General features: G+C 42.9%; 20 protein-coding genes. 1 reads left to right on the plus strand and 19 read right to left on the minus strand.

Annotated features, from left to right (window positions below; genetic code table 11):
* Nucleotides 1–179: 179 nt before the first annotated feature.
* From PHS53_03840 to PHS53_03895, 12 genes are all read right to left on the minus strand, one after another.
* Nucleotides 180–365 (minus strand): type Z 30S ribosomal protein S14, encoded by a 186-nt coding sequence (locus PHS53_03840; GenBank protein ID MDD5357249.1) that lies wholly within the window; start codon nt 363–365, stop codon nt 180–182.
* A 349-nt stretch (nt 366–714) separates the two neighbouring features.
* Complete coding sequence (locus PHS53_03845) at nt 715–2,154, minus strand: Ser-Thr-rich GPI-anchored membrane family protein (protein ID MDD5357250.1); 1,440 nt, start codon at nt 2,152–2,154, stop codon at nt 715–717.
* A 112-nt stretch (nt 2,155–2,266) separates the two neighbouring features.
* Complete coding sequence (gene rplE, locus PHS53_03850) at nt 2,267–2,815, minus strand: 50S ribosomal protein L5 (protein ID MDD5357251.1); 549 nt, start codon at nt 2,813–2,815, stop codon at nt 2,267–2,269.
* Nucleotides 2,816–2,824: 9 nt separating this feature from the next.
* Nucleotides 2,825–3,130, minus strand: a complete 306-nt coding sequence (gene rplX / locus PHS53_03855; protein ID MDD5357252.1) for a 50S ribosomal protein L24 — start codon at nt 3,128–3,130, stop codon at nt 2,825–2,827.
* A gap of 174 nt (nt 3,131–3,304) precedes the next feature.
* A complete protein-coding gene (gene rplN, locus PHS53_03860) occupies nt 3,305–3,676 on the minus strand; it encodes a 50S ribosomal protein L14 (protein ID MDD5357253.1) in 372 nt (123 codons plus the stop codon).
* A 4-nt stretch (nt 3,677–3,680) separates the two neighbouring features.
* Nucleotides 3,681–3,938: a 30S ribosomal protein S17 gene (gene rpsQ / locus PHS53_03865; protein ID MDD5357254.1), complete on the minus strand. Its 258-nt coding sequence runs from the start codon at nt 3,936–3,938 to the stop codon at nt 3,681–3,683.
* 5 nt (nt 3,939–3,943) lie between these two features.
* Nucleotides 3,944–4,123, minus strand: a complete 180-nt coding sequence (gene rpmC, locus PHS53_03870; GenBank protein MDD5357255.1) for a 50S ribosomal protein L29 — start codon at nt 4,121–4,123, stop codon at nt 3,944–3,946.
* 93 nt (nt 4,124–4,216) lie between these two features.
* The gene (gene rplP, locus PHS53_03875; protein MDD5357256.1) at nt 4,217–4,633 is read right to left on the minus strand and encodes a 50S ribosomal protein L16; all 417 of its coding nucleotides are present in this window, start codon (nt 4,631–4,633) and stop codon (nt 4,217–4,219) included.
* An 8-nt stretch (nt 4,634–4,641) separates the two neighbouring features.
* Entirely contained in the window at nt 4,642–5,316 is a 675-nt protein-coding gene (gene rpsC, locus PHS53_03880; protein ID MDD5357257.1) for a 30S ribosomal protein S3, read from the minus strand.
* A gap of 9 nt (nt 5,317–5,325) precedes the next feature.
* Nucleotides 5,326–5,712, minus strand: coding sequence for a 50S ribosomal protein L22 (gene rplV, locus PHS53_03885; protein ID MDD5357258.1), 387 nt, complete (start codon nt 5,710–5,712; stop codon nt 5,326–5,328).
* Between the two features lie 96 nt (nt 5,713–5,808).
* Nucleotides 5,809–6,150, minus strand: coding sequence for a 30S ribosomal protein S19 (rpsS, locus tag PHS53_03890; GenBank protein MDD5357259.1), 342 nt, complete (start codon nt 6,148–6,150; stop codon nt 5,809–5,811).
* Nucleotides 6,151–6,341: 191 nt separating this feature from the next.
* Nucleotides 6,342–6,962 (minus strand): hypothetical protein, encoded by a 621-nt coding sequence (locus tag PHS53_03895; protein MDD5357260.1) that lies wholly within the window; start codon nt 6,960–6,962, stop codon nt 6,342–6,344.
* 182 nt (nt 6,963–7,144) lie between these two features.
* On the opposite strand from PHS53_03895, the gene PHS53_03900 reads away from it, so the two are divergent.
* A complete protein-coding gene (locus tag PHS53_03900) occupies nt 7,145–7,774 on the plus strand; it encodes a transposase (protein MDD5357261.1) in 630 nt (209 codons plus the stop codon).
* 161 nt (nt 7,775–7,935) lie between these two features.
* On the opposite strand, the gene PHS53_03905 is transcribed toward PHS53_03900, so the two are convergent.
* The 7 genes from PHS53_03905 to tuf all read right to left on the minus strand — a co-directional run bounded on the left by PHS53_03905 (nt 7,936) and on the right by tuf (nt 12,953).
* Entirely contained in the window at nt 7,936–8,433 is a 498-nt protein-coding gene (locus PHS53_03905; GenBank protein MDD5357262.1) for a PGDYG domain-containing protein, read from the minus strand.
* Nucleotides 8,434–8,718: 285 nt separating this feature from the next.
* Nucleotides 8,719–9,570, minus strand: a complete 852-nt coding sequence (gene rplB, locus PHS53_03910) for a 50S ribosomal protein L2 (GenBank protein MDD5357263.1) — start codon at nt 9,568–9,570, stop codon at nt 8,719–8,721.
* Between the two features lie 5 nt (nt 9,571–9,575).
* A complete protein-coding gene (gene rplW / locus PHS53_03915) occupies nt 9,576–9,947 on the minus strand; it encodes a 50S ribosomal protein L23 (protein ID MDD5357264.1) in 372 nt (123 codons plus the stop codon).
* Nucleotides 9,948–9,952: 5 nt separating this feature from the next.
* Complete coding sequence (gene rplD, locus PHS53_03920; GenBank protein MDD5357265.1) at nt 9,953–10,627, minus strand: 50S ribosomal protein L4; 675 nt, start codon at nt 10,625–10,627, stop codon at nt 9,953–9,955.
* A 5-nt stretch (nt 10,628–10,632) separates the two neighbouring features.
* Complete coding sequence (gene rplC / locus PHS53_03925; protein ID MDD5357266.1) at nt 10,633–11,235, minus strand: 50S ribosomal protein L3; 603 nt, start codon at nt 11,233–11,235, stop codon at nt 10,633–10,635.
* 94 nt (nt 11,236–11,329) lie between these two features.
* Nucleotides 11,330–11,635 carry a 30S ribosomal protein S10 gene (rpsJ, locus tag PHS53_03930; GenBank protein MDD5357267.1) on the minus strand — a complete coding sequence of 102 codons (306 nt, stop codon included), beginning with the start codon at nt 11,633–11,635 and terminating at the stop codon, nt 11,330–11,332.
* A 127-nt stretch (nt 11,636–11,762) separates the two neighbouring features.
* Entirely contained in the window at nt 11,763–12,953 is a 1,191-nt protein-coding gene (tuf, locus tag PHS53_03935; GenBank protein MDD5357268.1) for an elongation factor Tu, read from the minus strand.
* Between the last annotated feature and the right edge of the window lie 124 nt (nt 12,954–13,077).

The raw sequence follows: 13,077 nt of genomic DNA on the forward strand, positions 1-13,077 counted from the left end.
TTTTTGAGTTGAATTATTAAGTCTGAAATTAAATCGGTTGACATAAATATTTTTTAAAATTTGTTAAATTGTGAGCAATTCGAGGCGGGAGGGAGAAGTGCGTCTGAGCTGTAGATGACCTACTGCGAGGATGCCTTCGATCCGAACCAACGATGAAGTGCTCCGATTTTACAAATTTTTTACCATGATGATTTCTTGATACCTGGAATCATTCCCTCGTTAGCAAACTCTCGGAAACAAATTCGGCACATATCGAAATCTCGCATATAGCCGTTCTTTCGTCCGCATCGAAAACATCGTCGAACAACTCGAGATGCAAATTTTGGCTTCTTTTTTGAACGCGCAACAACTGATGTTTTGGCCATTTTGAACAGCTTATGACTTTCAGAGAAAGCCGATTTCTTTAATAAAACGCTTTAGGGGCTTATCCGTTGCATTCTAGGCAGATACTACTTTTAGACGCTGGAGTATGATTGCATCTAAGAAAAGCCTCCACCTTACAGGTGCTGTACACCTTTTCGGTTTTTTCTTCGTGAGAGCACTCGAAAAATCCTGAAAAGGTCTTGCTCCGACGGTACCTACCATCGGCTCACCTTGCAAACAAAAAAGCCTAAAGGGCTTGGGGCTATACTAGCAAAGGGTTTTATCGCTGTCAAACCAAAGAAAAAGCCACCCATTGGGTGGCTTTTTCTTTGGTTATTTTTGAAAATTGTATCAAATTCCGCAACTAACCTGGTGGATCTTCGCTCGTGTTATTGGACCCACAAATCCAGTTGGACTAATACCATTGGCTTTCTGAAAATCTTTGACTGCCTGGAAAGTCAACATACCGAAATATCCAGTTGGTTCTGAACTGAGATATCCTTTCGATTGCAAGAAGTCTTGCAAGGAAGAAACTTCACCGTTAGTGGATATATCTCGTGACTGATAGCGAAGATCATAAGTAAGAACAACACATGAAGAGGAGGAAGCTTGGGTATCTATATCAGCGGTTCCCGCATTGTGAGCAGTATCAGCATTGGTATTTTCATTGCAAGGATGTCCCGTCCTTGGATTAAAGCGGAATCCTGGTTCACATCCCACCGAAGAATCTGGAGGAGGTACAACTGCAGGAGGTATCGCTGATCGCGCGACAACCGAGAAAGAATCACTGTTGTCACCTGTTGCACCAGCGCCGCTGAATTGGATTTGATATCCAGAACTCGGGACGACATCTCCCGGCACAGTCCAACTAAACCAGTCTTGAGTAGCAGTATTAACTGTCCCGAGAGAGCGGCTACCATTCGATCCAAGTGCGCCCCCCACCAAATAAACCGAGTAACTTGTAACCCCGACATCTCTTCCAGACCACAGAAGTTTATAAATCATTCCCTGTTTCAGAGTGGCTCCGGCGGATGGATATGTCACAGTAAAGGGATACAGATTTTGATTAGTGCTTGCCGCAATCGAAAATGATGAGCTATTATCACCAGTAGCGCCAGCGCCACTAAACTGGATTTGATAACCTGATTCAGGTGGGATATTTGAAGGAACTGTCCAACTAAACCAATCCTGATTCTCTGTGTCTACAGTACCAAGATAGCGGCTTCCATTTGAACCTAAACTTCCTCCAACCAGATACACAGAGTAGCTCCTAACTCCATTATCTCTTCCAGACCACATGAGTTTGTAGGTTGAACCTTGATTCAAGGTCGCTCCAGAAGAAGGAAACGTTACTTTGAAAGGATTTTGTGGCTGGTTAGGGATTATTGTTACCGTCCTAGAAACAGAATTTATTCCATAAGCAGACAGTAAAAGTCCCTCATTAATATTTTGAGAGGTATTATTTGTAAATACAAGATCCGTTGAATATTCGCCCGAAGGGAAATATCCATTCGTACCACCAGCTCCAATATCTCCGCAACTAAAAGGATGCAGTTTGCCAGCATCATCTCGCATCTGGATTATAAGCCCCTCATGACAATCAGCTGTTACTGTCACACCTTGTGCTGTCACATCAGAAAACGCATAAGAAACATTAAACGCATTCGGATATGATTCAGGGTTGTATGATGCTGTAGAAACAGTAAATCTTACAACTGTCGCTTGAGCAGAGACAGATGATACAACCACAAAAGAAGCTAGAATAGTAAGTCCTACTAGATATTTTTTCATTTTTAATAAGTGATTTTACTAATAGCTTTATTGTATCATGCGTTCGAAAAAAAGAGGTGGAAAATTCTGAAGCAAAAAACCGCTCTTCTCGGCGGTTTTTTGCTCTTATATACTATTTCTTGACCTCTTCCTTCTTGAGCGGTAACCCAATATATTCAAGAAAAGCCTCGGCTTCTTTTGGATTCTTTGCGTTCGTAACGAGCGTTACTGCAAGACCGAACACATCTTTGATTTCTTCATCCGGAGTTTCTGGGAAAATGGTGTGCTCCTTGATTCCAATCGTGTAGTTCCCCATCGCGTCCACTGCTTTCCTAGAAAGTCCTCGGAAGTCTCGCGTTCGAGGGAGGGCGACATTCAAAAGCTTATCGAGAAAACCGTACATTCGCGTTCCTCGGATAGTGACCTGATATCCAACTGGATCATTCTGTCGAACTTTGAAAGACGCAATTGATTTCTTTGCGCCTCGAACTGCAGGCTTCTGGCCGGTAATTTTTGCGAGTCGGTTTGCAACGAGTTCGATCTTCTTCTTGTCTTTCATAGAACCAACGCCAGCGCTCACCACAACCTTCACCATCTTTGGCGCCTGCATTGCGTTCTTGTAATGCATCTTTGTTTTGAGATGCTCAAACGCTTTATTCTGTTTTTCTTTTACTGAATCCATGTGTTTGATTTAAATTTCCTGGCCGCTTTTTCGAGCGATTCGCACTTTCTTCTCACCAACCATCTTTGAACCAACTCGTGTTCCCTTTCCGCTCTTCTTATCAACAATCATGACGTTTGAAGCGTGCATTGGAAAACTTTTCTCGACAGTCTGGCCTTTCTCACCTTCTTTTCGAGGTCGCTGATGTTTCTTGTGCTTGTTGATTCCTTCAACGATCAAAGTAGAAAGTTTTGGAAAAGCGCGAACAACCGTACCGGTCTTGCCCTTGTCCTTTCCTGTCATCACTATTACGTTGTCTCCTTTTTTAATCATGATTTTGTTATGAGCGAAGCGAGTTAGAAAATCTTGACCCCCCACCAATTCTCATACTTGACGTATTAAGATTGATTACGAATAAATTCTTTTTTCCTTTTATGGTTTTCATATCTTTTGAATGTTAGGAATTGGTGGGGGGTTAAGTAAATTATACTCACTACGTTCGTTAATTTTCTAAACAATCTCCGGTGCGAGTGATGCAATAGTCTGAAAACCCATTTCAGAAATTTCTCGAGGGATTGGGCCGAAAACGCGTCCTGCGATAGGCTCCTGCTTTCCTTTTTCGATGATAACTACTGCGTTCTCATCAAATCGAATATAAGAACCGTCCTTTCGTCGGAAAGGCTGTACTTGTCGCACGACAACTGCCTGAAGCACATCTTTCTTCTTTACTCCCTTTCGAGGCTCTGCAGTCTGGACAGAAAGCACCACGATGTCTCCGATGCGAGCGTATCGCTTCTTACTTGAACCAAGCACTTTGAAAATACGGCCGATCTTTCCCCCGCAGTTATCCGTTATTTTGACGATGGATCGTGGTTGAATCATACAATTATTTTATGACGATGAATGACTTGTCTTTGGACATCGGTCGGCATTCCTGAATGGTAACAGTCTGACCTACTTCGTATGTTCCTTCCGCGTGCGCTTTATATCGCTTTATCTTTTTCAAGAATTTCTGATACTTTGGGTGCTTTACATATCGCATCACTTCGACGACGACGGTCTTCGCCATCTTGTTTGATGCCACCTTGCCGGTAAAAAGTTTCCCCTCTGCTTTCTTTTCTGTTTTGGTTACTTGTTCAGCCATGATAATTATTTAGTCTTTGTGTTGAGTTGAGTCAAAATTCGAGCAATATCTTTTCGCAACACTCTTCCCTCTCGAACATTCTTTGTCTTGCTTCCTGAAACTCCAAATCGGAATTTCTGAAGACCTGCTCGCTTTTCAGTGAGCATTCGGTTCAATTCTTTTTCGTTTGTATCTTTGATTTCCATACGGGTAGATTTATGATTTAAGATTCATGATTTAAGAATGGGATTCGGATTCGATTTTATTTTGCATTATTCATATATCCTGAATCGTAAATCTTATCTCTTTAAAATAACGGTCTTCAAAGGAAGCTTTGTGCCCGCCTTTCGAAGTGCCTCTCGTGCTGTTGCATCATCAACTCCGTCAATTTCAAAAATGATTCGTCCTGGGTATACCTGCACGCAGTATCCCTGTGGATCTCCTTTTCCGCCTCCCATACCTACTTCTGCAGCTTTGGCAGTATAGGGCATATCAGGGAAAACGCGAATCCAAATCTTTCCAGTCTTACCGACAAGTCGTGACATCACCTTTCGGGCAGCTTCAAGCTGATTGGAACGCACTCGCATCGCGCTCAAAGATTTGATTCCGTATGAACCGAAAGCAATAGTAGTACCTCGTGTCTCCACGCGATCCTTCTTCATATTTCGGCGCATAGTCTGCCACTTTCGATGTTTTACTTTTTTAGGAAGAAGCATGGTAGTAATTATTTAGCGGCTGGCTTTTTATCGGAAAAAACTTCTCCTTTGTATATCCAAACTTTGATTCCAATATCTCCGTAACTCATATGAGCTTTCTCTCGTGCAAAATCAATATCAGCGCGGAATGTCTGAAGAGGGATTCGTCCTTTCTTGATCTTTTCTCGTCGTGCCATATCAGCACCTCCTAGGCGCCCTGAAAGACCTACTTTCACTCCGAGCACGTCTCGATTTGCCATAACTTTCTCAACGATCTGTTTTGCAACACGTCGGAAAGGCATTCTTTTTTCAAGAGAGTCGGCAACCATTTGTGCAACGATAGCGGCATTTGATTCTGGAGAACGAATTTCAACAACATCAATTTTCAATTCCTCTTTTGTCTTTACTCCCCATCGAGCAAATTGTTTTAAAATATCATTTCGAAGTTTTACCTGACCCTCTCCGTTTCGTCCGATGAGCACGCCTGGTCGAGAAGTTTTGATGATAACTCGCATTGTCTTTTGATTTCGTTCGATATCAACTCCGCTCACGAACATTCCTCGGAATTTGACTGCCAAGTATTCTCGCAAGAGTACATCCACCTTGAGAGATGCGCGGTATCCTTTGCCATCACTAAACCATCGACTCTTCCAGTCTCTGATGATGCCAAGTCTATGTGAATATGGATGAACAATGTGTGTCATGATAAAAAATTATTTCTTAACTGCTGTTTTTTCTTTCTTAATTTTTGCTGTTACTTTCGCGATGTCAGCTCCTCTTTCAGCAAGCGCGATAGACACGTGACTATTTCGTTTCAAAATCTGGAAAGCAGAACCTCGAGCTCGAGGCATTGATCGCTTCAAAACTCGTGCAGTATCTACTCGAACTTCTTTTACCAAAAGATCTTCCGCTTTGAATCCGTTTGTATTTTTTGCATTTGCAACTGCAGATGCGAGAAGCTTTGCGAAAACTTCGCTCGCCTTCTTCGGGAGAAATGAAAGCTGGCTCTGTGCCTCGACAACGCTCTTGCCTTTAATAAGATCCGCAACAAGGCGAACTTTTCGAGGTGATTGTCTGTAATCTGATAGGTAAGCTTTCATGTTTTTGATTAGGGTTTAGGGTAAAGGGTTGAGGGTTTAGGATTTTGGTTTCAGTGTTTTCTATACCCTGTCCCCTTCACCCTCTACCCTAGTTCGTTATTTTTTAGTATCAGCAGAGCCCTTTGCAGCTTGAGCAGCAGCGACTTCTGCCTCTTTCTTCTTCATTTCAAGTTCTTTCTGCATCTTACCTCCGTGTCGGATGAATTTGCGTGTGTGTGAGAATTCTCCAAGTCTGTGGCCCACCATTTCTTCAGAGACAAGAACTTCGAGATGCTCTCGGCCGTTGTGAACGCCAAATTTAAAACCTACCATCTCCGGTGCGATCTGTGAGCGTCGTGACCAAGTCTTAATAAGCCCAGTTGTCTGGGGAGTTTTGCCTTCAATCTTTTTCAAGAGTTTCGGGTCAATATAAGGGCCTTTTTTGAGCGATCGTGTCATGATTTAATAAGCAAACTTGAGCTTTTTCGCGAACAGAAAAATAAAAAGCCCTCAAGAGAACTTGGCAAGATACTAGCAAAATGGCCTATAAGTGTCAACGAGAGGTGGCTTTTAACCAGTAGACTGTGAGGTTTTAACTAAAAATTGAATAAAAAGGCGTCACGCTCTGGGAGCGGACGCCTTATGTAACTTTACTTGAAAGCAGCCTGTACGATGTAGTCACTCTGGACCACTTGGGCACGAAGTTCGAGCATTGTTTTCCAGAGTCGCTCACGACTTTCTGCCCACTCTTGAGTGGTCCGAACCAATTGGTTCCATATCTGAATGGGATCTAAACGGACACCTTTTACGAGGTCAGTGATGTTTACTCGGTCGACTCGTACCGCCTGCACCACTTCCGTCCCCCGATTTTTATACCCCGCAGCGCCGACAATCGAGACGTTTACCAAAAGCCAGTCGCCACTCCGACTCAGACCCCAGATGGGGATTGTTCCATTGCAAAGATATGTCCCCGAACTATAGCGATGCCCTGTATCGGGGATACTTATCTTCTCTCCTTTCCCAAAAATTCCTTGGATATCTGCTGTCGACTTCCCGTCTTCGTAACCAGTAATTACAGATCGACCCACCTCTCTCTCCCAAACATAATCCTTTAAGCACTTGAACTCGGAAAGCTTCGCCAACGAAACCGTATCTAGATACGGTTTCATATTATTGCGAAGTTCATCCAAAAGAGAGAGAAACCTGGCTTCTGTGGACAATCCACCTTTCACAATGAGCTTGCCTAGCTCGTCTTTCTTGAAAGAGGGCATACCCTCCTCCTTTCTTTAATGTCCCCGGGCGTACCCAAGAACAGGCCGAAGCGACCAATCGCTTCTCTGGGTTAGAGACTACTGATTGCGTCTCAGAAAGTCAATTACATAAAACTAAAAAAAATAAAGATGTTTGAATATTTACCGTTGCTGTCAAGGACAGTCCTTGACATAATAGAGGGATGAAAAAGAGAGATTACAAAAATAGTGCGGAGGGTACTTTCGTGCATGTTTACAACAGAGGAAATAATCGAGAGAAAATTTTTCATGATGAAAAGGACTACAAAGCTTTCGCTTTTCGAGTCGGACTCGCCCTAGGCATTGAAAGAGAAACTCTTCAAAAAGAAGACCTGCTGTCATTCCCCCACTCTCGAATTAGAATCAATGCAGGAGCTGATCTCTTCAAACTTCATTCATTTTGTCTCATGCCAAATCATTTCCATTTATTGATTGAACAATGCGGAGAGACAGAAATAGCAAAAATCATTTCCCAAATATCCACGAGCTATGCGATGTATCTCAATAAAAAATATCATAGAGTCGGGCATGTATTTCAGGAGAGATATAAAGCTGTAGTCATCGAATCCGATCCGCAACTCCTTTGGACTTCATCTTATATCCATATGAATCCGGTCAAAGCAAATATCGTAAAACACCCTGGTGAATATACATGGAGCAGTTACCAAGATTTTACAAAGAAAAGAAACTTACCGATTATCCACACAGATTTTTTACTACCAATGTTCGGAGCGAAAGATTTCGAAAAAGAGACACTTGCCCTCTTTCTGAAATCCGAAGAATCCCCTTATTAGGATTAAGGGCCCGAGTGTCAAGGACAGTCCTTGACACCTTAAAAATAACAAAGAAAAGGCCCCATAAGGACGGAACCTTAAGGGGTGATCTTTTCCGTTGGTGATGACACTAGTATAGACGAATGAGGGGCCAAAAGTCAACAAAGCAGGTAAAACCGTCATTATTCTGCCAGCTTGTAAGTTTGATTAAATTCCGCGCGAGCAATTATATAAGGTTCCCCCCCCATTGCCTTTGTATCAATATCATAAGTATCAGCGATAAGACAATCAGCAGCACCATTCTGCATTTCTCCCCAGGATGCCATCATCGTAACTGGGCTATTAAAAGGATTATCGATTGCTTTACAGTATCCTTTTGCCGAATATACTCCTGGCTCTCCGGCTTTTGGTTCATATCTTTTTGCAAATTTTATTCCGTCAATAACATATCGTTCGCCACCGGGGTTTGTAATAATAGCATCACCTGCTTTCGCTACATTTTTCGTTTCAGTTGTTCCGTCTGTTAATTTTGTAATTATTTCCTCTCCCCCTTTGGCGATCTCAGCTCTCATTTCTCCTTGTTTTTTAAAGATAGGAGCATTTTCAAGTCCCTGCATAATTTCCGGTGCATGTCTGTTAATTTCTTTAAAAGTTATGGGCTCCGGCGCTTGTTCTGTCATTTTATCTAAATTATTAATAATAAATAATTGTACTCTTTTCTTTTCTCACTTACTAGATATCAAAAAGGATGAACTTCCTTAGCACGAAAGCGAGTCCCACACCTTTTGGGAAACTCACTGGGCTCTGCGCAAAACAAAGGAGCTTTTTAGGAAAACTGAATTGTTTGAGAAAACCGCCCCCGAAGAGGTGCGGTTTTTGAGTTTTCAATTTTCCGTGAAGAAAAGTGACTATTATTTAAGCGGAGAACCAGTGGGGCTGTTTTCCAAAAGGTGTGGGCGAGTGCCTTATTTCTTATTCTTCCCCTTCCCCACCTTTCGTCGAGAGACGATGAAAATGTTTGAATATTTTTTTGCTCGGCGGGATTTCTGTCCTTTTCCTGTCGGCTTTCCATATGAAGTCTTTTGTCGTCGGCTTCCTCGTCCTTGTCGTCCTTCACCTCCTCCGTGTGGGTGGTCTACCGGGTTCATAGCAGTACCTCGCACTGTCGGTCGGATACCAAGCCATCGAGAACGTCCTGCTTTACCGATATTTACAAGACGATTTTCATCATTTGAAACTTCACCGACACATGCGTAGCACTCTTCGTGTACTCGTCGAATTTCTGTCGAAGGCATTTTGAGGTGAGTGTAATTGGCGTCCTGCGCAACAACTTCGATGTAGTTTCCAGCGCTGCGGCCGAGCTTTCCACCATTTCCGGGTTTAAGTTCTACGTTATATACAAAAGTACCAACTGGAATTTTCTTGAGAGGCATTCGATTGCCCATTTTTACAGGAGCTTTTTCAGAAACGACGAATGAATCACCAACTTTCATAGACTTTGGAGCGAGCACATAGCGCTTCTCTCCATCCTGATATTGTACGAGTGCGATGAAACCAGTTCGGTTTGGATCGTATTCAATGGTCAACACTTTTGCAGGAACATCTTTCTTGTTGTATCGAAAATCAACATCTCGGAAAAGTCGCTTATGTCCGCCTCCTTTGTGGCGCACAGTCAAACGGCCAAAGCTGTTTCGTCCCACATCTCGCTTAAAACCTGACGTGAGCGATTTCAAAGGCTCTGACGCAGTAAGGAACTCTCGGTAGTTGATACCGGTCATTCCACGTCGTGATGCTGTTGTTGGTTTATAGGTCTTCATGTTTTTTATACAAATTCAATCTTGTCGCCTTTTTTCAGAAAAACATATGCTTTCTTCACTCGTGTTTTCATCCCCACTTTCCCTCGGACAAACACTTTCTTTGCAGGGGTGAAAACAATGTTTACCTTCGTCGGCGTCACTTTATACATCTCTTTTATCGAAGACGCGACAGTAGCCTTTGTTGCAGAGTGAGCAATAGAAAATACATAGATATTTTTTTCAGCTTCTTGTGATGATTTTTCAGTCACTCGAGGATGAAGGACGATATGAGAAAGGTCAGCATGAGGCTTCGTCGAAGGCGCTTTTACAACAGCAACTTCTGTTTCCACAACCTTTGCTTTCTTTTTTACCTCTTCTTTTTTAGCGAAAATAGCCATGGTAATTATTTAGTCTTAGCGGGAATTTTTGAAGAAAGAAATTCAAATGACTTTTCTGGTTCTGTGATGATGAGATATGCATTCTGCATGAGATCCATAGGATTCATATTTCGAAGTTCGTCCACAGTAACATTTCCAAAGTTTCCAAAACCTCGCTCTACCGCAACGTCCTTGTGTCCGAGAGTGATATAAGCCGCATTCTTTCGCTTTGTAGAAAGCTTTTCAAATCCTGCGATCTTGCCGAGATTCATAACGATCTCCTTTGCATCTTTTGTCTTTCCGCTATCCATATTCAAAGTATCGACAAAGATGATTTCTTTATCTTTCAATTTTCTAGAAAGGATCGTGTAGAGAGCTTTCGCTTTCATAGAACGATTGATTTTTCGAGTGAAATTCTGATCGTTTCGAGGACCGTGAGCAACACCTCCGCCAACCCAGATAGGAGAACGAGTAGAACCGTGACGAGCTCGGCCAGTACCTTTCTGTCTCCAAGGCTTCTTGCCTCCTCCTCGTACCTCTCCTCGAGTCTTTGTGTGAGCAACAGGCTTTCGTGCGTTGGTCTTCATTGAAGTCGTCACTTGGTGAACCAAGTCAGAATTCCAGTGAACGCCGAATACTGCTTCAGGAAGTTTTACTTTCCCTGTTTCTTTTCCCTTTTGGTTGTAAACGGTTGCTTCCATTGTATTTAGGCTTTGATCTCAACAAGTGTTCCTCGTCGTCCTGGAACCGCTCCGCCGATAATAATTTCTCGTTTTGCTTCGTCAACCATAAGCACAGTCATACCTTTTGAAGTAATCGTGTCTTGTCCCATTCTGCCTCCCATTCTCATTCCTTTTGGAACACGAGTTCGAAGCCCTCCTCCAATAGAACCAGGTTCTCGTTCAGAGTGTTTCTGCCCGTGAGTTCGTCGTCCTCCGCCGAAGCCGTGTCGCTTGATAACACCTTGGAAACCTTTTCCTTTTGAAACAGAAGTGATGACGACTTTCTCCCCAACTTTGAAAAGTGCTGGGCTAAGTGTGTCGCCGACTTTCAAATCTGAAACGCCTGCGAATTCTCGGAAATTAGAGAAATTTCCAAGCTCTTTTGTGTGGCCTTTTTGAGCCTTGTTTACGTTCTTTGGGTTTCGAGTGCCGTAGCCGATTTGTACAGCTTTGTAGCCGTCTTTTTCGTCTGTTTTCACTTGAGTAACAACGTTTGCGCCACAGGAAATAATCGTTCCAGGGTGAAGTGCCCCGTTTTCATCGAAGACTTGCGTCATATTTACCTTTTGTCCTAGGACGAATTTCATGTTTTTTGCAAAAAAATCTCACTCAACTTAACAGAAACAGACCAAAAAGTAAAGCTTAAAGCCATTTTAAGCTATTCTGCTTCCCTCTTTTTGTTTAGAGGATTTTGACGTCGATATCTACACCACTTGGGAGGTTCATATTGGTCAAAGCCTCGATGATCTTCCCTGACGGATTCAAGATATCAATAAGTCTCTTGTGGACTCGCATTTCGAACTGTTCTCGTGCATTTTTGTACACGAACGCAGAGCGGTTGACTGTGTATTTATTTATTTCTGTTGGAAGCGGAACGGGGCCAACAACTTTCGCATCGTAGCGAAGAGCAGTGTCGATGATCTGCTTTACCGAAAGATCGAGAATTTTATATTCATATGCTCGAACTCGGATGCGCAATTTTGAGATCGCGCCATCTTTTGGAGCGGGAGATACTTTGACTGCTTTCTTCGCAGACGCTCTCTTTGCAGGAACTTTCTTTTCTGTTGTTTCTTTCACAGCCATTTGAATAGGGTTTAGGGTAAAGGGTGTAGGGTTAGGCGATGACTTTCGTTACAACTCCGGCACCCACAGTCTTGCCTCCTTCTCGGATAGCAAATCGCTGTTGATCTTCAAGAGCAATCGGAGCAACCAATTTTACTTTGAAAGTAATCGTATCTCCTGGCATAACCATTTCTGTCTTTTCTGGCAAAGTCACTTCTCCAGTCACGTCTGTTGTTCGGAAGTAGAACTGTGGCTTGTAACCAGTGAAGAACGGAGTATGTCGTCCGCCTTCTTCTTTCTTCAAGATGTACACTTCTGAAGTAAATTCTGTGTGAGGAGTAACTGAACCTGGCTTTGCGATAACCTGACCTCGGTGTACGTCTTCTTTTCGAGTACCTCGGAGCAAAATTCCAGCGTTGTCTCCTGCCATACCTTCTGAAAGCTGTTTGTTGAACATTTCAATACCAGTCACAGCAGTCTTTGCTGTTGGCTTGATACCAACGATTTCAACTTCCTCTCCAACTTTCACCATTCCTCTTTCAATTCTTCCAGTCACTACAGTACCTCGTCCTTCAATCGAGAAGATGTCTTCGATAGGCATAAGAAAAGGCTTGTCTGTTTCTCGCTTTGGAACTGGGATATAGGTATCAAGAGCGTTGGTGAGTTCAAGAATTTTCTTTACCCATTCATCGTCTTTTGATGTTGCTTCAAGAGCTTTGAGTGCTGAACCTCGAATAACAGGAGCTCCTTTTCCATCAAAGCCTTGCTTTGTAAGGAGTTCTCGAACCTCTTCTTCAACGAGGTCTACGAGATCTTTGTCATCAACCATGTCTACTTTGTTTAGAAAGACGATGATCTTTGGCACTCCAACCTGCTTTGCGAGGAGAACGTGCTCACGAGTCTGTGGCATCACTCCGTCAGTAGCTGCGATAACGAGAATAGCACCGTCCATTTGTGCGGCACCGGTGATCATGTTCTTAATATAGTCGGCGTGTCCAGGAGCGTCGATGTGAGCGTAGTGTCGAGTTGCTGTTTCGTATTCGTTGTGAGAGAGGGCGATCGTAATACCTCGGGCCTTTTCTTCAGGCGCTGAGTCAATTTCGTCAACTTTTTTCAACTTCACTGTTTGTCCAGAGAGATGAAGTGAGTTAAGAATTGCCGCAGTAAGAGTTGTCTTCCCGTGGTCAACGTGACCGATGGTACCGACGTTTACGTGAGGCTTCGAGCGATTAAATTCTGCCATAGTTTTTATTAAATAAATTAATAATAAATAATTTCTAACAACGAAACAAAACGCCACGCCTATTTTTTCTGCCCAAAATCAAAGATCGTGCAGGAAAATAAACGAAAAATGCGATGGCACTCAT

Source organism: Candidatus Paceibacterota bacterium (assembly GCA_028714635.1).
Lineage (GTDB): Bacteria > Patescibacteriota > Minisyncoccia > Phycocordibacterales > JAQTLZ01 > JAQTLZ01.